An 18,981-nucleotide genomic window follows, 5' to 3' on the forward strand; every position below is an offset into this window, starting at 1 on the left:
CCGTTCGCCGGATCGCGAACCCGTTCGCCCATTGGCGCAAACCCGGTGGCGCGCCGGGTTCGGCGCACGGCAGGAAGACGGCTCCCGCCCCCCCGACAAACGAGGCTTCCATGTCCCTGACCGCCGCCCTCAATCTCGCCCTGGCCGCCCTGAACCTTCAGGCCGCGCCGCTGCCTGTCGCCCCCCCGGCGTCGCCGGTCGTCGCCGCCCAGACCGTGGACTTCGCCCGGCTGGAAATCGCGGACGGCGCCGGCCCCGCCATAGAGGCCGGGGTCTGGACGCCCCCCTCGAAGGCCGGGACCCGCCGGCCGCTGATCGTCATCTCCCACGGCAACGGCGGCGATTTCCGCAGCCACGAAGCCACCGCCCGCGCCCTGGCCCAGGCCGGGTTCACGGTCGCCGCCCTGACCCACACCGGCGACAACTGGCGCGATCAGAGCCAGGCCACGAACGTCGCCCAGCGTCCGCGCCAGCTTCACGTCCTGATCGATTATCTGGTGAAGGACTGGACGGGGCGCGACGCCATAGATCCGGCTCGCGTCGGCGCCTTCGGCTTCTCCTCCGGCGGCTTCACCGTTCTGACGGCCGCAGGCGGCGAACCCGATCTGGGACGCGTCCTCGATCACTGCCGCGCCCATCCCGAATTCTACGACTGCGGCCTGGTGTCGTCGCACGGCGCGCCGCCGTCTGTCATGGACCAGACCTGGGGGCACGACGCGCGGATCAAGTCGGTCGTGGCCGCCGCCCCGGCCCTGGGCTTCACCTTCACGCGCCAAGGTCTGTCCGGCGTGACCCAGCCGGTCCAGCTATGGCGCGCCGAGGGCGACCATGTCCTGCCAAGCCCCTTCTACGCAGAGCCGGTGCGCGACGCCCTGCCTCGCCCGCCCGAGTATCACTCGGTTCCGGTCGCCGACCATTTCGACTTCCTGCCGCCCTGCTCGTCCCGTTTGGCCGCGCTCGCGCCGGTGATCTGCACGCCGACGCCCGGCTTCGACCGGGCGGCCTTTCAGGATCAGTTTAACCGCGAGGTCATCGGCTTCTTCCGCCGGACCCTATAGCCGCCGCGCCTTAGAAGGACTCCCACCCGTCAGCGTCCGGGGCGGAAGCCGGCGCGGGCGCGGCGCCGCCCCTGCCGACCGTCTTCAGGGCGGCGACAGGCCGGTGCGTGGGCGCGGCCACGACGCGGGCCGGCTTGGCGGCGCCGCCCACCTGGAACCGGGACACGGCCGCGGCCAGCCCGTCGGCTTCCTGCGACAGCGAGTGGCTGGCGGCGGTGGATTCCTCGACCATCGCCGCATTCTGCTGCGTCATCTGGTCCATCTGGTTGACCGCAGTATTGACCTGCTGAAGACCCGTCGCCTGTTCGGCGGCCGAGGACGAGATCTCCGTCACCAGACCTTCGATCTGGGCGACATGGGCCACGATCCGGTCCAGCGCCTGTCCGGTCTCCGTCACCAGCTTCACACCCGATCCGACCTGCACCGTCGACTGGCTGATCAGGGCCTTGATCTCCTTGGCGGCGTCGGCGGACCGTTCCGCCAGGGCCCGCACTTCCGAGGCGACGACCGCGAAACCGCGACCGGATTCGCCGGCCCGCGCGGCCTCGACGCCCGCGTTCAGGGCCAGAAGATTGGTCTGGAAAGCGATCTCGTCGATCACCCCGATGATCTGGTTGATCTGGGCCGACGAGCGTTCGATCTCGCCCATGGCGGTGACGGCGTCGCGGACCACCGCGCCGCTCTTGTCGGCGTCCGTGCGCGCCGCCTGGACCACGCCGGCCGCCTGGACCGCGCCCGAGGCGGTGGCGCGGACCGTGGCCGTGACTTCTTCCAGGGCGGCGGCGGTTTCCTCAAGGCTGGCGGCCTGTTGTTCGGTGCGACGCGACAGCTCGTCGGCGGCCTTGGCGATCTCGGCGGCGCCGGCGTTGATCGCGCCCGTATTGGCGGCGATGGTGCCTATGGCCTCCTGCAGCCCCTCGACGGCGGCGTTGAAATTGGTCCGCAGCTGTTCGTAGACGGGCGGGAAGGCGTCGGTGATGCGCACCGTCAGATCGGCCTGCGCCAGGGCGTCCAGCCCCCGGGTCAGACCGGAGACGACGACGGCCTGCTCGCGCGCGGCGGCCTCGCGCGACTGATCGCCGACGGCGCGGTCCTGCTCTTCCTTCGTCCGACGTCGGTCCGCTTCCGCCGCCTCGGCCTGGGCGCGGGCGACGATCAGGGCTTGGATATCAACCACGGCGCGGGCGATATCGCCAACCTCGTCCTGACGGCGCGCCTCGCCCTGCTTCACATCGGTCTGGCCCTGGGCCATGGCCCGCAGGTCGACGGTCAAGCGTCGGATCGGGGCGACCACGCCGCGCGACCCGGCGACCATCACGCCGATGCTTATGGCCAAGGCGGCCAGAATGGCGGCCATCATCACCAGTCGGCCGGTCTCCGCTGCAGCGTCGGCGGCGATGCGGTTCTTGTCCGCCGTGGCCTCGATCTTGTCGGCCGCCGTGCTCATGGCGGTTTCCAGAGCCGTGAACTGGACCTGAAAATCCGCCATCTTTCCCTGGGCCGCGACGACGTCGCTCTCGGCCAGTTCGACGATCTCGCTCGCCGCCGCGATATAGGTGTTCAGCGGCGCCTCGACCGCGCCCAGCGCCGCCTGCATCTCGGGGTCCGTCGCCAGCGCCCTGTTCTCGGTCAAGGATTGTTCAAAGCTGTCGCGATGTTCGGCCAAGTCGGCCTTCACCGCCTCGATCGAAACCCCATTGGCGGGGTTCGGCGCCAGCATGGCGCCGAACACATCCGACCTCAGGGCGTCATGCATCATGTCGGCCTGCATGTGATTACGCAGAATCGCAGATGAAATTGACGCGTGGTGCAGGGCGTCGCCCAACTGCTGGTTCATGACCAGGCCGACGCCCGCCGTACCGACCGACAGCAGTAATACGGCGATCCCGGTCGCCGCCACCTTATTGCTGATCGTCAAACGCATGCCGCCGCCACCCCTCGGATCTTATCCGAACACCGGTAGGCGAACAGGGTTAACGCGGCGTTTGCACACGCCTACGTCGTTTCCCCACGCCACCCTAAGGACGATTTTCACGGGTGGGCGCTAGCTTTGCCGTGGAACAGGACGGACCATGGCCATGCAGAACGCTCAGCCGGAAAAACTGAAATCTCTCGCCGCCGCCATCGTCGGCGCGACCCTATTCGTTCTACCGGCCGTGGCGCGGGCGGCGGATGCCGAGCCGACCTGGACGGTGTCAGCGGAATATACGTCCGACGTCTCGGGCGTCGTTTCGGGCGGGACCAAACGGGCCGGCCGCTATCTGGACAATCTGAGCGTCGAACTGGACGGCGACCTGGAACAGGCCTGGGGCTGGCGCGGCGCGCGACTGCACATGTCGGGCCTCTACAACGGCGGGGGCGAGCCCAACGGCCTGGCCGGCACCCTGCAAGGCGTCGACAATATCGAGGTCGGGGCCCAGGGCGCCCGCCTGTTCGAGGCCTGGATCGAACAGGATCTGGGCCGATCCGCCACGCTTCTGGCCGGCCTGTATGACCTCAACAGCGAATTCTACGCCACCGAGGCCTCGGGCCTGCTGATCTCGCCCCCGTTCGGCATAGGCTCCGAACTGGCCTCGACCGGCCCCAACGGCCCGGCCATCTTCCCCTCCTCGTCCCTGGCGGCGCGGCTGCGGCTGGGCGACACGGACAAGACCTATGTCCAGGTCGCCGTCGTCAACGCCGACGCCCGCACCCTGGGCGACCACGGCGGGGTGGACACGGATCTCGACCACGGCGTCCTGGCCATCGCCGAGTTCGGCAGCCACGCCCCCATCCGCTATGCGGTCGGCGGCTGGCGCTATAACCAGCGCCAGGACGACATCCGCGACCTGGCCCCTGACGGCGACCCGGCCCGCAGCCACGCCCAGGGCGCCTACGCCCTGGCCGAGGGTCAGGTCTGGGGCGCCGCCGCCCCCGACGGCCCCCAGATCGACGCCTTCGCCCGGCTGGGCATATCCGACGGCGACACCACCGACTTCAAGGGCGGCTGGCAGGCCGGCCTCTTGGTGCGCCAGGTCTTCGCCGCCCGCCCCGACAGCCAGCTGTCGTTCGGCGTCCACCAGGGCTGGCTGTCCTCAAAGGCCCGCGCCAACTTGGCCGACACGCCCGCCGACCCAGCCCGCTATGAAGAGGGGCTGGAGCTGACCTACGCCGACCGCATCGGCCGCTTCACCATCCAGCCGGACGTCCAGCTGATCCGCTACCCCGGCGGCCTGAAGGACGCCGACGACGTGGTGGTGGTGTCCCTGCGGGTGATCACGCCGCTGTTTTGAGGGGGTGGGGGGCTGACTGTGTGGACTATTGAATCGGAACGGCGGCTATCGCCTGATCATTGAGCTATGGCGTCGTTGTGGTCACTGAGAACGCCGCGAGCATTGCCGCCAACCTATCCGCCTCCTGCTGCAAGGAGGCTCGCTGCACCTTCATCATTTTGCAAAGAATAGCGTCGGTGTTTCGCCGCTTTTCGCCAAAATTCTCCGCAATGAAATCGATAGCCTCCAAGGTTTTGTCGAGCCGAGGGCCGTAAAGCGGTTCGTGATGCGCGATCCGGTTTCGAGCCTGATAAATCACCTCCAGCTGCGCCGCGACTTCAGCCCGCGTCAATTGCTTGTTCGGGAACATGCGCTTTAATGAGCGATCCCAAAGACTCGCTTCATAATCGCTTGAGAAAAGACGCTTCCAGAAGTGGATCGTAAGCTGCGCTATCTGCTGCCCCGCGTTAATCCGGATGGCCTGCTGCCGACGTTTCGCTCTGTGTTCATGGCTAAGGTTGTGCGGAACGCCATTCGGGTAAGCGATGGCGTCGAGCGCCTTTTTCTCGGCGTTTGATTTCTTCGCATATTCAGCTCGCTGGCCTTGCCTCGTGGCTCGGACCAAGCTGCTTGCTTCCTCTCCTCGCCACGAAAAGGGAGCGGGAGGATTATTGAGCCAATCGGGTGCGCCAAACATCTGGCGAAGCCTGTCGCAAATTGCGTTGCGTAAGACGATCTCAATGAGGCCGGATACGGGCATCAACGCCGCAGCCACGGCCATCATCTGCTGATGCACTTCAAAAGCGTCGCGTTCCGTCCCGGTGATACGGAGCAGGGAGGCAAGCCGATCACCTGAAAGCAGCGAAGCTGCCAATATGACATCCTGATCTGACAATCCCTTTGACATTCGCCTACTGTAGCATTAGCTTGATAGATGAAACATCGGGACCAAGGGCGGCTGCGCGCTTTGTTCGTTAACGGCCCCCCGATGCCATATTAAGAGGCGCTCTTCGTGAGCGCCTTTTTCGTTTCTAGACCCTGAAATACGGTCGGCCGCAAGACATTGGTTTCACTGAACGCCGATGGTCCTTCCGCAACCAAGTCTTTAAAACTGAACAAGTGCTAACCGGCGTCGTACGCAAGTCGTGAACGCATTCCCCCCCCCCTTTCACCCCCCGTTAACCATGATGGCCCATTTGGTTAACGCCTGTTCCTGGGGTCCGTCTTGCACAATCTCGTCGCCGCCGTCGAAGCGATCGACCCGCTGGTCGTCACCGGCAAGGTGGCGGGCGTGTCGGGCCTGTTGATCGAGTCGCGCGGCGGCCTGTCGCGTCTGGCGGTCGGGGCGCGGGCCGAGATCAGCCGGCGCGGGCTGGCGGCCCTGCCGGCCGAGGTGGTGGGGTTCCGCGACGCCAAGGCCCTGCTGATGCCGTTCGGTCCGGTCGAGGGCGTGGCGCCCGGCGCCGAGATCCGCATCATCGACCAGGCCGCCAGCGTGCGCCCGACCACCGCCTGGCTGGGCCGGATCATCGACGCCTTTGGCCAGCCCATCGACGGCAAGGGCCCCCTGCCCCAGGGCCAGGCCCCCTATCCGCTGCGCGCCCCGCCGCCCCCGGCCCATTCGCGCGGCCGGGTGGGCGAGCGGCTGGACCTTGGCGTGCGGGCCATGGACGTCTTCACCACCACCTGCCGGGGCCAGCGCCTGGGCATTTTCGCCGGCTCGGGCGTGGGCAAGTCGGTGCTGCTGTCCATGCTGGCGCGCCAGGCCACCTGCGACGCCGTGGTGGTGGGCCTGATCGGCGAGCGGGGTCGCGAGGTGCGCGAGTTCGTGGAAGAGACCCTGGGCGAAGAGGGGCTGAAACGCGCCGTCGTCGTGGTCGCCACCTCGGACGAGCCGGCCCTGAAACGCCGCCAGTCGGCCTATATGACCATGGCCATCGCCGAGTTCCTGCGCGATCAGGACCTGGAGGTCCTGTGTCTGATGGACAGCGTCACCCGCTTCGCCATGGCCCAGCGCGAGATCGGCCTGGCGGCAGGCGAGCCGCCGACGACCAAGGGCTATACCCCCACCGTCTTCACCGAACTGCCCAAACTGCTGGAGCGGGCCGGGCCGGGCCCGGTGCGGCCCGACGGCACCACGGCGGCCCCCATCACCGCCCTGTTCACCGTCCTGGTGGACGGCGGCGACCATGACGAGCCCATCGCCGATGCCGTGCGCGGTATTCTGGACGGCCACATCGTCATGGACCGCAAGATCGCCGAACGCGGCCGCTTCCCCGCCATCGACGTGCTGAAATCCGTCAGCCGCACCATGCCCGCCTGCCAGACCCCGCCCGAGCGCGAACTGAACAAGCGCGCCCGCCAGTCCCTGTCGGCCTATGCGAACATGGAGGAGCTGATCAAGATCGGCGCCTATCGCACCGGGGCCGACCCCATCGTGGACCGCGCCATCGCGCTGAATCCCGCGCTGGAAGATTTTTTGACCCAGGACAAGGACGACGCCACGCGTCTTACCGATTCCTTTACCCGGCTCGAGCAAATCCTGAACCAAGGCATGGTGCAGGGGTGACGAGTGCTAGTGAGCAAGACGTGAGCTTGGATCGGTTGGCGTTCTCCGCCTCGCTCACCCCTTGCTCACCAGCACTCGCCCCCCCTTCGCTCGGCCCTGTCGCCTCGTACACCTCATAGAAGACGCAGTGATCTCATGACCGCTTGGGCCCAATCCCTGATCCGCATCTCCAACTACGAGGTCGAGACGCTGCAAAAGCGCCTGGCGGAGATCACGGCCCGCCGCGCCACCGCCGAAATGCGTCTCGCCGTTCTGGACGCCGAGGTCGAGATTGAACGTGAGCGCGCCCGTACGGACGCCGACGCCGGCATGATGCTGTCCGCCTATCTGAACGGCTGGAAGGTCCGCAAGGCCGCCGCCGAGGGTGATCTGACCGTGGTCGACGCCGAAGAAGCCGGCGCCCGCGACGCCCTGACCGGCGCCTTCGAAGAGCTGAAGAAGTTCGAACACGTCGCCGAAACCACCCGCCTGAACACCCTGCTCGCCATCGCCAAGCGCGAAACCGCCGCCTTCGACGAGCTGGGCCTGCGGAAACGTGCGGTCTGACGACTTCATAAATTCTCCCTCCCCTTCATGGGGAGGGGCGATCGCGCCGCGATCGGGGTGGGGCCCGAACGGGCGTGAACCAGGTTCTGACCACCCCACCCGGGCTCCGCTTCGCTTCGCCGTCCCTCCCCATGAAGGGGAGGGAGAAATCCCATGATCTCCCGCCGCACCCTCCTCGCCTCGTCGCTCGCGCTTCCGCTGGCCGCGCCCTTGGCCGCCTGCGACCGCACCTCGGCCGAACCGACCCCGCCGAACGTCCCCCCGCTGAAATCCATCGCCCCCTGCCCCTTCGGCACGGCGATCAAGGCGATGCAGATCGATGACCCAGACTGGGTCGCCCTGGCCCGCGCCAATGTCTCCCAGCTCACACCCGAGTGGGAGATGAAGATGGAATATGTCCTGGCCGACGGCCTGGACCGCCCCCGTTTCGACCGGACGGACCGGATCGCCGCCTTCGCCGCAGCCAATGGCATGGCCCTGCACGGCCACACCCTGATCTGGTACGCTCAGGGCAAGGCCGTATTCGAAGGCTTGGACGCCGCCGCCTTCGACCGCGCCTTCGACGGCTATATCGCCGCCATGGCCGGCCGGTATCGCGGCAAGGTCCGCAGCTGGGACGTGGTCAACGAACCGATCCTGGACGACGGCTCGGCCCTGCGCGACTGCCACTGGAGCGCCCGCTACGGCCATGACGGCTATATCCTGCGCGCCTTTGAGAAGGCCCAGATCGCCGATCCCGACGCCGTGCTGTTCCTCAACGAATACAATCAGGAAAGCGTCCCGGCCAAGGGAACCCAGTTCCTGAAACTGGTCGAGCGCCTGCTGAAGGCCGGCTGCCCGCTCCAGGGGCTGGGGCTGCAATCCCACCTGTGGATCGACGTCAAAGACGGCGCCATCGCCGCCTTCATGCGCGAGGCGGCCCAGTTCGGCCTGCCGATCCACGTCTCCGAACTGGACTGCACCCTGCGCACCGAGAACCGGCTGGATCTGCGCAGCCAGGCCGACCGACTGGCGCTTCAGACCGCCCGCGTCACCGAAATGGCCGAGGCCTTCATGGCCCTGCCCCCGGCCCAGCGCTTCGCCTTCACCGTCTGGGGCCTGCGCGACACCGACAGCTGGTACCGCCAGGGCGACAAGGACGACGGCCGCGACAAGCCCCTGCCCTTCGACAGCTTCAGCCGTCCCAATCCGATGGCGGCGGCCTTGGCGGCGGCTTTCCGGGGCTGAATCCACGTCAGATCGCCCGGCGTTCGAAAGGGTACGACGCCTCATAGCGAGCCAACTTCCACACATCCCGCGCGGTTCAGTTTACTTGACGTGAACGTTTCACGAACTATGTTCACCCATCAGCTAGGAGAGCATTCCATGCGTGAAGGCAAGTTTGAGTGAAGCTTAGGGGCTCTCCAGCGATTGGCGGAGCCATCCGTCGCGCGGCGACCCTAATCAACATCCTTCTGACGCTTTTGGCCCTGGCCATGGCGGCCGGAGGCGCAATCGGCGCAATCCATTTCATCCTGTCAGGACAAGATCGTCTGGCGCCGCCGTGCGCGGTCTTCGCCGCCGCTGGCCTGGCCACTTTGGGATGGCTGATCGCCGCATCGAACCAGCGGACGCTTTCTCGCAAACAGCACACGCTGAACCTGCTGATGCAGATGCGGCATGCGGAGGCCTACAATCGCCATCACAGCGCTCTGTCTCTACTCTCGCCTGGCGCGACGCCGATCAGCGCCGAGCTACTAGCCTTGATGCGAGATCAGCGGCAGCCCGCGAACGAAGGCGAAAAGGCCTTTCGCACCGCAGCCGTCTATATCCTGAACTATTGGGAGTTCGTCTGCGCCGCCCTGACCGTGGGCGATCTCGACGCCGAACTGATGCGACGCACAGTCAGACAACATATCGTCGGCTACCACAGCAAGTTCGCAGCCTTCATTGATGCCGAGAGAGCGGCTGGGGATCGTCTAGTCTACCAGCAACTCCGAGCGATCGCGAACGACTGGCGCTCGCCGGACTGACACCAGAAACCCCGCCAAACGCAAAACGCCCGCCGTTTCCGGCGGGCGTTTCAGGATCAGTTGTCGGCGGCCGTTCAGGCGGCGACGCTGTTGGCGCCCTCGGCCGGATCGCGCAGCACATAGCCGCGGCCCCAGACGGTCTCGATATAGTGTTTGCCGTCGGCGGCGGTGGCCAGCTTCTTGCGCAGCTTGCAGATGAAGACGTCGATGATCTTCAGCTCGGGCTCGTCCATGCCGCCGTACAGGTGGTTCAGGAACATTTCCTTGGTCAGGGTCGTGCCCTTGCGGAGCGAGAGCAGCTCCAGCATCTGGTATTCCTTGCCCGTCAGGTGCACGCGGTGACCGTTCACCTCGACCGTCTTGGCGTCCAGGTTCACGGCGATTTCGCCGGTGTGGATGATCGCCTGCGAGTGGCCCTTGGAGCGGCGGACCACGGCGTGGGTGCGCGCGATCAGCTCGTCCTTGTGGAAGGGCTTGGTCAGATAGTCGTCGGCGCCGCCGCCGAAGGTCTTCACCTTGGTCTCGATCTCGTGGCTGCCCGACAGGATCATCACCGGGGTGTTGATCTTGCCGACGCGCAGCTGGCGCAGAACCTCAAGACCGCTCATGTCCGGCAGGTTCAGGTCCAGCAGAATGAGGTCGTAGTCATAGATCTTACCCAGATCGATGCCTTCTTCGCCCAAGTCGGTCGTATAGACATTGAAGCCTTCCGACTTAAGCATCAGCTCGATGCTTTGGGCAGTTGCGTGATCGTCTTCAATCAACAGGACGCGCATTCGTGCCCCTCCAGGCAAAAGCTTTGCGGTAACCACCCGGCCGCACGACCGGGTAACCTTGTTCGCAAGTTAAGACCCGAAAACCTTAAGAAGGGTTAATGCCGGGCGATTGAGTCGTTCCTAAGCTGATTTGCGAATCGCCGTCGAGAGTAGGGAGTCAATGATTCGAAATTTATTAACCATGTTCGCCCCAGCCGACCCCGACCGGCCCCGACCGCGCCCGAGGCTTCGCCCGTCCAGCGCTCACATCCGCCGCATCACAACCTCAAGTCCGCAAAGGCCGCACGTCCGCTTCTGACGTGCACTAGGATGATATTCCCATCACAGACGCCCATCGATCTAGGATGAGGCATCGAAAGTTTGTGACGGGAGGCAAGTGATGCTGGAGGAATACAGGGCGCCGGTCGGCGACGACGATCGGCGAAAGGCGGGGCTGGCCATCCATCTGGTGGCCGTGCGGACGGGCGCCCTGCCCGAGCGGATGACCGCGCGCGGCCGGCTGGATCCGCTCAGCTCCCGCGCCCGGCGCATGGCCATGTATCTGTCCCATATCGCCTTCGGCTGGACGCTCGAGCGGGTCGGCCATGTCTTCGGCGTCAATCGCGCCACCGTCGGAGCCGCCTGCCGCTGGGCCGAGGACGAGCGCGACGCACGCCCGGTCGATGACCTGCTGAACCAGCTGGAGGCCTGTATTTCGGGCCTCTATGACGCCCCCCGCACGGAGCCCCGGCCATGAGCCGGTCCGTCGAACGCGCCCGCGCCCTTCTGGATCGCTCCGGCGCCTGGCTGGCGGCCGAGAACGGGGTCTACGCCCTGCGTCTGGGCCCGGACCGGCGCAGCCGCATCAGCCTGACCCTGGCCGAGCCCGAGTTCCGCGCCCTGATCGAACGCCCCGGTCTGCGCCGCCGCCCCCAGGGCGGATGGACCGCCCGCCCCGTCGCACCCAGCGCTGGCTCAGCCCCGCCGCCCGGACGCCCCGGCGTCATCGACGGCGAACGCGACCTGATCGGCGCCGGCGGCCGTATGGTGCGCCACGCCGCCAACCTGGGCGAAAGCCCCATCGCCTGGCTGGCGCGCCGCAAGGACGCGATGGGCCGCCCCTGGCTCGCCCCGGCCCAAGTCGCCGCCGGCGAACGCCTGCGGACCGAGGTCGAACAGGCCCGATCCGGTCCGTCCCTGACCATGCGCTGGGACGCCCTGCCTCGCGTCGGGGCGGGGTCGGCCGAACGGTTCGAGCCCGGAGACCGGACCCTGAGCGCCGCGCGCCGCGTAGAGGAAGCCCTGCGCGCCGTCGGCCCGCGCCTGCGCCCGATGCTGACCCGGATCTGCGTCCACGGCGACAGTCTGACCCTGGCCGAAACCGGCCTGGGCCTGCGCCGCCGCCAGGGCAAGACCCTGCTCAGACAGGCGCTGGAGGCTCTGGCCGAGCACTACGGGATCGGCTGAGCGCACCCCGTCGCCTCACCCCGCCGCCAGCGCCGCCTCCCTGATCCGGCCCACCATGTTGTTCAGGCCGTTGGCGCGTTGGCGGGTCAGGGCCGAGGGCAGGCCCAGCCGGTCCAGGGCGGCCTTGACGTCGAAGCCTAGGATCTCGCCAGGGACGCGGCCGGAATAGAGTTTCAGCAACAGGGCGATATTGCCCTTGGATAGGGCGCTGTCGCTGTCGGCGGCGAACCACAGCCGCCCCTCCTGCGACGCCGTCGCCAGCCAGACCTGGGCCGCGCAGCCCGGAACCTTGTTGGCCTCGACCCGGTCGGCCTCGTCCAGCGGGGCCAGTCCCTTGCCCAGTTCGATCACATATTCGATCCGCTGTTCCCAATCGCCCAGCAGGTCGAAATCCTCGGCCAGCTCCGCCAAAATCTGGTCCAGGCTTTCGGTCGGGGGCGTGCGATCAGTCATGACCGCCACATAGGCCGCAGCGCCGTTAACGACAACCGGCCGTTTTGTCCCCCGATATTCATGGTGAACGCCTGTCAGGATATCGCCTGGAACGGGAGCGGCCTCGCGCCAACCCTCCCCCCGGTCTAGAGTTTGTGTGAGAAACAACGGCTTCACGCGCTTGTACGTCCACACCCCACAGCCCCGGCAGAGCCTGCCCACGACGGACGCCCCGCGCCCGTCGATGGCGACCCCGTCGCTTGTGGACCAGTCGGTTGTGGACCAGTCGTTTGTGGATCAGTCGTTTGTGGATCAGTCGTTTGTGGATCAGTCGTCGGTGGCTCCCTCGCTGCTCGCGCTCTGGCATGCCGCATGGGCGGTGGCGGTCTGCGCCACGGCCTTCGTCGGCGAAAGCCTGGGCGGACTGCGGGGCGAGGGTCTTGCGGCCCTGCTGATCATGGCCATGCCCGGCGTCAGCGGGGTCATCCTTATGCTGCGGGACTCCGTCGGCCTGCGTTTCGCGCTTATGGCGGCCTGGCTGATGGCCTCGGTGGCGGCCGCGGGTCTGACGGGCGGCGCGACCGGAGCGGTTCCGGGCCTGCTGATCATGCCCTTGGCGGCGGGGATCGCGCTGGACCATCCCCGTATCGGACCCGGCATAGGCGACGGCCGTCTGACCAAGGTGGGCGTCGCCGCCCTGATCCTGCCGCTGGGGTCGGGCCTGATCTCCGCCCTGCTGAACGGAACCGGCGCCCAGCCCCCGGTTCTGGCGGCGCTTTCCGGTCTGCTGGCCCTGGCCGCCACCGCCGCCGCCATCCGCCTGACCTGGGGCGAGCGCCAGTCTCGGCTGACCGCCGCCGAAGCGAACAGCAGCCGCATCGAGGCGGTGCTGAACGCTCAGCCCGGGCTGACCCTGCTGCTCGATCCCGCCGGCCGCGCCGTCGCCGCCTGGGGAACACCGCCCCCGTCCCTGTCGGTCGAGGCCCTGTTCGACCAGGGACTGATCGCCGCCGTCCACGCCCCCGACCGCCCCGCCGTCGGCGTCGCCCTGCAACGCGCCCTGGCCGGCCACCCCGCTGAAATCCTGTTCAGCCCCCGCGTCGCCCTGGACCGTCGCGTGGTCATGATCCTGCGCCGCTTCGACCATGCGGGGGGCCAGCCCCAACTGATCGCCCAGGCCTTCGACGGCACGGCCCAGTTCGCCCGCGAACTGGGGCTGGAGACCGCCCGGGTCGAGGCCGAGGCCCAGAGCGCGGGCAAGACCCGTTTCCTGGCCAATATGAGCCACGAGCTGCGCACCCCGCTGAACGCCGTGATCGGTTTCGCCGACATCATGCGCGAACGGCTGTTCGGCCCCCTGCCCGACCGCTACTCCGGCTATGCCGACTCGATCCACCAGGCCGGCGGCCATCTGCTGGACCTGATCAACGACGTTCTGGACCTGTCGAAGATCGAGGCCGAACGCTACGAACTGTCCTTGGAAAGCCTGGACGCGCGCGACCCCGTCTCGGCCGCCGTCGCCCTGGTCCGCGTCCAGGCTGACGAAAAGGGCGTCGACCTGGCCCCGGTCCTGCCCTCCACCCCCCTGATGGTTCAGGCCGACGCCCGCGCCCTGAAACAGATGGCCCTGAACCTGCTATCCAACGCGCTGAAGTTCACCCCTTCCGGCGGCTCCGTCACCCTGACCCTGGACGGGGTCGGGCCGTATCTGGAGCTGGTGGTGTCCGACACCGGCGTCGGCATCGCCCCGGAAGACCTGCAACGCATCGGCCGCCCGTTCGAACAGGCCGGCGACGCCGACCAAAAGGCGCGCGGCACGGGCCTGGGCCTGTCGCTGGTCCGCTCCCTGACCGAGTTGCACGGCGGCCGCATGAGCCTCGACAGCACCCTGGGCGAAGGCACCGCCGTCATGATCCGCCTGCCGGTGATCCCCGTGGTTCCGGTCGTCGACGAGGCTCAGGTCTGAGATTTCAAAGGAGCAGCTTAATAGAGGTGGAAACTCGACATTGAGCAGCGGTAAGAAGTTCGGATGGAAGAAGCAGCTCAATCAAAGAGGTCGGTTCGGGCGCGCGCCGATGCGATCAAACCGTTTCGGTGCAAGAACCTTATCGCGGTGATCGAAAATCCGACCGATGTGAAAAACATCGGCACCGTGATCCGAAACGTAAACGCCTTAGGCGTTGAGAAGGTCTATGTGGTCGATAGTCGAGGTTCCTTGCCAGATGATTGGCAAGAATTGCGCGACGCCAAGGCTGTGTCAAAGACCTCCGTATCGGCGGTAAAATGGACGTTTGTGAAACGGTTCGACAGCACGGACGCCTGTTTCGATTACCTTGAATCCAAGAAGTTCACGTCAATCGTCACGTCCCCTCACGTCAAAGGAAAAACGTCCATATACTTGGATGAAGGCGACTACACGGTTCACCACAAACTCGCTGTTTGGTTTGGAAGCGAGGCCGTAGGAATCAGCGACCGAGCGGTCGAACGGAGCGAAATGTGCGTCAGCATTCCGATGTTCGGCATGATCGAAAGCCTTAACCTCGGCACCAGTTCAGGAATTGTCCTTTACGAGGTCGCCAAGCAAAGACGCGAATATCAAAGCAAATATAGGTGGCGCGATCAGAGGGGAGAGCGCCCGATCCCCTTGCCGACGGTGATGCTTCCGAGCGACTAGAGACGCATCCGTCGTTGATCATCTGAACGGACTGCCGACCTAAGTCCGCCCCATCGACAGAAACGCGCGGCCGGCGGCGAAGTCGCCGGTCTCGAAGCTCGAACGGGCCACGCTGCCGTCGCGGAACAGGAATTCGACGACGAATATCTCACGCGGATCCAGGGCCGAGACGGCGTCCGCCGCCGCAGCGGGGAACAGCCAGACCTGCCCCGCCTTGCGCCCCTCGACCAACAGGCCGGCGTCAGCCGCCTCTACGCCCGCCGCCCAGATCGAGCGACGCTGCGACACCGGCGGCAGTTCGCGCGCCAGCCAGGGCCGGGGCGCCACATTGGCGTCACGCAGGATGATCCGCACCGCAGTCGGGCGCGACCGCCCCTGCCAGGACACCACCGCCGCCATCTGATCCGGGCGGTCCATCCTGCCGATCACCCCGAACCGCACGGGCGACACGCCGGTCCGCGCGCCCTGCATCAACCGCCAGGTCGGCCGGGCATAGGCCGCGCGATCCGCGCTCCAGCCCGCCCGCTCGCCGGGGAAATTCATCCGCGTCACCCGCGACCAGCCGGCGAAGGCGTCGCGCACCCGGCTGCTGACCGTCTTCAGATCGGCGGAATCGCACCGCGTCGTCGCCGCCCGCGTCCGGGCGCGCTGCGCCGTCTCGGCCAGGTCGGGGGCATTGCCCCCCGCCCGCAGCGCCGCGCCCCGCGCCTGCCAGGTGGCGGCGGTCAGGGCGGCGGTCAGTTGCGGCTGAAACAGACCACACCGGGCGTTGGCGGCCAGGACGAAACTGCGCTCGTAATAGCGATCGACCGGCGCCGCGCCCGCCAGACTCGGGGCCGCGATCACCACGGCGGCGATCAGGGCTTGGGTTCGCCGGGGGGAAGGGCCTATCCTCATCCCCCGATCCTGGCACATCCCGCCTTTGGGTCTGGTTTCCGTACAGGGTTAGCGAATTGCTTCTATCCAGCGACCTGTGGGTCAGCGCCCTGATCCGCCGCGCCGAGATCGAGGGCGCCTATGCGACCGTGGTCAAGAAGGGCGACGACCGCGCCGGCTCGGTCATCGTCAAGGCCTATGACACCGCGACCCGCACGGCCAAACTCTACACTGAGGCCTTCGGCGCCGACGGCGAACGCCTGTGGATCCAGCCGGTGACCTCGGACAGCGAATCCGAACTGGACGCCTACATCGCCCGCCAGCGCACCTACGACCCCGACCTCTGGGTCGTCGAAATCGAAGACAAACAGGGCCGGCATTTCATCACCGAGAAGGTGCAGGGATAGCCGTCACCTCCCCGCGCGCGAAGGCGCGCGGGGAGGACAGATCGCGCAGCGATCAGGAGGGGGCGACTCCGGCGGCGGTGATGACTTGCCCACTTCAGACACCGAGTCGCCCCCTCCTGGCGTTCGCTGACGCTCCCGCCTGTCCTCCCCGTCGGCCTTCGCCGACGGGGAGGTGGCCCGTTCCATTTCCGACCTACCGCCCCACCGTGATCTCCAGCGGCCGGCTCATGAACAGCCGCACCCCGCCCAGGTCCAGCGCCAGCCGCCGATCCTCAAACGCCCCCATGCCGATCAGGGCCTTGGGGAAGCCCGGCACAGGCACGTCGTCATAGATGGCCACCTCCGCATTGCGATACAGCTCATCGCCGAACGTCAGGGTGCGCACCGTGACCGTCTCAGCCCGCACCACCCCGCCCAGCACCAGGCTCTGCCCCGGCCGCCGCTCGCGCCCGTCCAGCAGACCCGCCGCCTGGGCCGTCTCACGCGTCACCGCCAAAACGGCCGAGGCGCCGGTGTCGATCACCGCCTCCACCGTCGCCCCCTCGACCGTGATCCCCGCCTGCAAGGCCTTGCCCGCCCGGCTCACGGCCACCGAAACCATATCCGGCGTCGGCGCCCAGGCCTCAGCCGCCAGGAACCGCATCCGCCGGCGTCCCGTGTCCAGTTCCAGCACCAGTTCGCGCAGCACGTCCTGCCCCAGGATCAGCGGCGCCCCCAGCCCCTGTTCCCCCGCCAGCGGCCCCAGATCCAGGATCGCCGCTCGCAATCCGTCCAGCCTCAGCCCCCCGACCGCCACATCCAGCGCCGCGCCCCGCCCCATCTGCGGCTCGCCCCCGACGCCGTAGGCCACCATCGGAATGTTGAAGACATCGGTCAGGCCCAGCCGCTGCACCAGCGACCGATCGATCACCGAATACTGCGCCCCGGAATCCACCAGAGCCCGCACCCCCACCCCATTGACCGTCGCCTCCACCGTCGGCGTCGGCGCCCGCCGCTCGGCATAGTCCAGCCAGCCGGACGATCCGTCCGCCGCAAACCCGACCGCCGGCCCCTTCCACAGCACATGGTCGCGCAGCCACCAGGCCCCGCCCACAGCCCCGGCGACCAGCCCCAGCCGGATCAAAAGATCGCGTCGTCTCATCCGTCAGACATGGACCGTCGCGCGCTCTGGCGCCAGCGGGGGATGGTCGCAGCACCGTTCAGGCTTCGTCACCCTCGGCCTTGTGCCGAGGGCCCATACGCCCGGTGTTTCCGCAAAATGCGCCGCTCCCTGACACCGAGAGTCTGGATCCTAGGGACAAGCCCCGGGATGTCGGACGCTTGTGAAAGGGCGTCAAAGACCCGGCATGAATTTGTCGCACAAGCGCACCCTCCTCCCCCACCCGACAATTTCCTCCCCCAAACCGCCAAAAACCGGGTGACGCCGCCGCCCCGGCTGGTTACGACCAGACCATTATGAGCACCTCAAGCGCCCGTTACGTCTCCACCCGCGGCCAAGCCCCCGAGACCGATTTCACCGACGCCCTGCTGCGCGGCATCGCCCCCGACGGCGGCCTCTATATGCCGACCGCCTGGCCCAGCCTGTCGCCGTCCGCGTGGGACAAGGGCGCCGACTACAAGTCCATCGCCCTGCAAGCCATCGCCCCCTTCATCGGCGACGCCCTGCCCGCCGGGGCGCTGGACCGCGCTCTGGACCGCCTCGCCGCCGGCTTCGCCCACCCCGCCGTCACCCCCCTGGTGGAGCTGGAGCCCGGCCTGTTCGTGCTGGAGCTGTTCCACGGCCCCACCGCCGCCTTCAAGGACCTGGCGATGCAGCTGGTCGCCGCCCTGACGGACGAGGCCCTGGCCGCGTCGGGCGAGCGTCTGACCATCCTCACCGCCACCTCGGGCGACACCGGCGCCGCCGCCGTCCGGGCCTTCGCCGGCGCCAAGTCGGTCGATCTGGTCGTGCTCCACCCGCTGGACCGCGTCTCGCCGGTTCAGCGCAAGCAGATGACCACGGTCCAGGCCGACAATGTGCTGAACCTGGCGGTGCGCGGCGACTTCGACGACTGCCAGCGTCTGGTGAAGGGGCTGCTGGCCGAGGAGTCCCTGCGCGAACGCGGCCGTCTGTCCTCGGTCAATTCGATCAACTGGGCGCGTCTGGCGGGCCAGATCCCCTATTATGTCTCGGCCACGGCCCAGCTGGGCGGCCCGGCCACCTTCGTCGTCCCCACCGGCAATTTCGGCGACGCCTTCGCCGGCATCGCCGCCACCAAAATGGGTCTGCCGTGCAACGGCTTCGTCGCGGCGGTGAACCAGAACGACGCCCTGGCCCGCGCCATCAACGACGGCCTCTATTCGCGCCGTCCGGCGGTCGAAAGCGGCAGCGTCTCCATGGACGTCCAGGCCCCGTCCAACTTCGAACGCCTGGTCTATGAGGCCACCGGCCGCGACGGCGACCGCACCCGCGCGGTGTTCGAAACCTTCGCCCGCGACGGCGCCGTGACCTTTGATCCCGACCTGCTGGCCGCCCTGCGCGCCGCCGTCTCGGCCGTCTCCATCGACGAGACCGAGACCCGCGCCGAGATCGCCCACGCCTATAAAACCTGGGGCCGCGTCGTCTGCCCCCACACGGCCGTGGCCCTCGCCGCCGCCCGCCGCCTCGACCGCTCGACCGGCCCCGTCGTCGCCCTGTCCACCGCCCACCCGTCCAAGTTCGGCGCCTTCGTCTCGGGCGTCCTCGGCTTCGAACCCGAACCCGCCCCCGTCATCGCCGCCCTGGGCGACCAGGCGGAGCGGATGACCATCATCGACGGCACGATGGACGCAGCCCTCGCCGCGATCCGCTAACTCTCCCTCCCCTTCATGGGGAGGGGCGGCGCAGCCGGGGTGGGGCCGTCAGACCATCTCGCTCGCGCCCTTACGGGCCCCACCCTGATCGCTGCGCGATCG

Annotated in this window: 18 protein-coding genes; 12 read left to right on the forward strand and 6 right to left on the reverse strand. The window is 67.6% G+C overall.

Translation table 11 applies throughout. The annotated features are described in order from the left end of the window. Positions 1–110: 110 nt before the first annotated feature. On the forward strand, positions 111–1,058 hold the full coding sequence (locus OU998_RS14725) for an alpha/beta hydrolase family protein (protein WP_267514408.1): 948 nt from the start codon (positions 111–113) through the stop codon (positions 1,056–1,058). A gap of 10 nt (positions 1,059–1,068) precedes the next feature. On the opposite strand, the gene OU998_RS14730 is transcribed toward OU998_RS14725, so the two are convergent. Beyond that, complete coding sequence (locus OU998_RS14730; RefSeq protein WP_267514409.1) at positions 1,069–2,982, reverse strand: HAMP domain-containing methyl-accepting chemotaxis protein; 1,914 nt, start codon at positions 2,980–2,982, stop codon at positions 1,069–1,071. Positions 2,983–3,130: 148 nt separating this feature from the next. Here OU998_RS14730 and OU998_RS14735 point away from each other — a divergent pair, with 148 nt between their 5' ends. Beyond that, positions 3,131–4,330 (forward strand): carbohydrate porin, encoded by a 1,200-nt coding sequence (locus OU998_RS14735; RefSeq protein WP_267514410.1) that lies wholly within the window; start codon positions 3,131–3,133, stop codon positions 4,328–4,330. Between the two features lie 64 nt (positions 4,331–4,394). Here OU998_RS14735 and OU998_RS14740 read toward each other — a convergent pair whose 3' ends face one another. Then, entirely contained in the window at positions 4,395–5,183 is a 789-nt protein-coding gene (locus OU998_RS14740) for a hypothetical protein (RefSeq protein ID WP_267514411.1), read from the reverse strand. Positions 5,184–5,534: 351 nt separating this feature from the next. Here OU998_RS14740 and fliI point away from each other — a divergent pair, with 351 nt between their 5' ends. From fliI to OU998_RS14760, 4 genes are all read left to right on the forward strand, one after another. Beyond that, complete coding sequence (gene fliI / locus OU998_RS14745; protein WP_267514412.1) at positions 5,535–6,878, forward strand: flagellar protein export ATPase FliI; 1,344 nt, start codon at positions 5,535–5,537, stop codon at positions 6,876–6,878. Between the two features lie 135 nt (positions 6,879–7,013). Next, positions 7,014–7,424, forward strand: coding sequence for a flagellar export protein FliJ (locus OU998_RS14750; RefSeq protein ID WP_267514413.1), 411 nt, complete (start codon positions 7,014–7,016; stop codon positions 7,422–7,424). A 153-nt stretch (positions 7,425–7,577) separates the two neighbouring features. Next, positions 7,578–8,651: an endo-1,4-beta-xylanase gene (locus OU998_RS14755; RefSeq protein WP_267514414.1), complete on the forward strand. Its 1,074-nt coding sequence runs from the start codon at positions 7,578–7,580 to the stop codon at positions 8,649–8,651. Between the two features lie 236 nt (positions 8,652–8,887). Beyond that, a complete protein-coding gene (locus OU998_RS14760) occupies positions 8,888–9,436 on the forward strand; it encodes a DUF4760 domain-containing protein (RefSeq protein ID WP_267514415.1) in 549 nt (182 codons plus the stop codon). Between the two features lie 74 nt (positions 9,437–9,510). Here the strand turns inward: OU998_RS14760 and ctrA are convergent, their stop codons facing one another. After that, complete coding sequence (gene ctrA / locus OU998_RS14765) at positions 9,511–10,212, reverse strand: response regulator transcription factor CtrA (RefSeq protein ID WP_267514416.1); 702 nt, start codon at positions 10,210–10,212, stop codon at positions 9,511–9,513. Positions 10,213–10,591: 379 nt separating this feature from the next. Between ctrA and OU998_RS14770 the strand changes: the two genes are divergently transcribed. Further along, positions 10,592–10,948, forward strand: a complete 357-nt coding sequence (locus OU998_RS14770) for a chromosomal replication initiator DnaA (protein ID WP_267514417.1) — start codon at positions 10,592–10,594, stop codon at positions 10,946–10,948. Next, positions 10,945–11,658, forward strand: a complete 714-nt coding sequence (locus tag OU998_RS14775; RefSeq protein ID WP_267514418.1) for a DUF6456 domain-containing protein — start codon at positions 10,945–10,947, stop codon at positions 11,656–11,658. The genes OU998_RS14770 and OU998_RS14775 overlap by 4 nt, the downstream gene beginning before the upstream one ends. A gap of 15 nt (positions 11,659–11,673) precedes the next feature. On the opposite strand, the gene OU998_RS14780 is transcribed toward OU998_RS14775, so the two are convergent. Continuing rightward, positions 11,674–12,111: a SufE family protein gene (locus OU998_RS14780; protein WP_267514419.1), complete on the reverse strand. Its 438-nt coding sequence runs from the start codon at positions 12,109–12,111 to the stop codon at positions 11,674–11,676. A 223-nt stretch (positions 12,112–12,334) separates the two neighbouring features. On the opposite strand from OU998_RS14780, the gene OU998_RS14785 reads away from it, so the two are divergent. After that, positions 12,335–14,056: a sensor histidine kinase gene (locus OU998_RS14785; protein ID WP_267514420.1), complete on the forward strand. Its 1,722-nt coding sequence runs from the start codon at positions 12,335–12,337 to the stop codon at positions 14,054–14,056. A gap of 63 nt (positions 14,057–14,119) precedes the next feature. Next, complete coding sequence (locus OU998_RS14790) at positions 14,120–14,764, forward strand: TrmH family RNA methyltransferase (RefSeq protein WP_267514421.1); 645 nt, start codon at positions 14,120–14,122, stop codon at positions 14,762–14,764. 39 nt (positions 14,765–14,803) lie between these two features. On the opposite strand, the gene OU998_RS14795 is transcribed toward OU998_RS14790, so the two are convergent. Then, on the reverse strand, positions 14,804–15,661 hold the full coding sequence (locus OU998_RS14795) for a hypothetical protein (protein ID WP_267514422.1): 858 nt from the start codon (positions 15,659–15,661) through the stop codon (positions 14,804–14,806). Positions 15,662–15,717: 56 nt separating this feature from the next. On the opposite strand from OU998_RS14795, the gene OU998_RS14800 reads away from it, so the two are divergent. Then, the gene (locus tag OU998_RS14800; protein WP_267514423.1) at positions 15,718–16,047 is read left to right on the forward strand and encodes a DUF1491 family protein; all 330 of its coding nucleotides are present in this window, start codon (positions 15,718–15,720) and stop codon (positions 16,045–16,047) included. Positions 16,048–16,240: 193 nt separating this feature from the next. Here the strand turns inward: OU998_RS14800 and OU998_RS14805 are convergent, their stop codons facing one another. Further along, entirely contained in the window at positions 16,241–17,188 is a 948-nt protein-coding gene (locus tag OU998_RS14805) for a retropepsin-like aspartic protease (protein ID WP_267514424.1), read from the reverse strand. A gap of 314 nt (positions 17,189–17,502) precedes the next feature. On the opposite strand from OU998_RS14805, the gene thrC reads away from it, so the two are divergent. Continuing rightward, on the forward strand, positions 17,503–18,879 hold the full coding sequence (gene thrC / locus OU998_RS14810) for a threonine synthase (protein ID WP_267514425.1): 1,377 nt from the start codon (positions 17,503–17,505) through the stop codon (positions 18,877–18,879). Positions 18,880–18,981 lie beyond the last annotated feature (102 nt).

It is taken from the genome of Brevundimonas sp. SL130 (genome assembly GCF_026625805.1).
Classification (GTDB): domain Bacteria; phylum Pseudomonadota; class Alphaproteobacteria; order Caulobacterales; family Caulobacteraceae; genus Brevundimonas.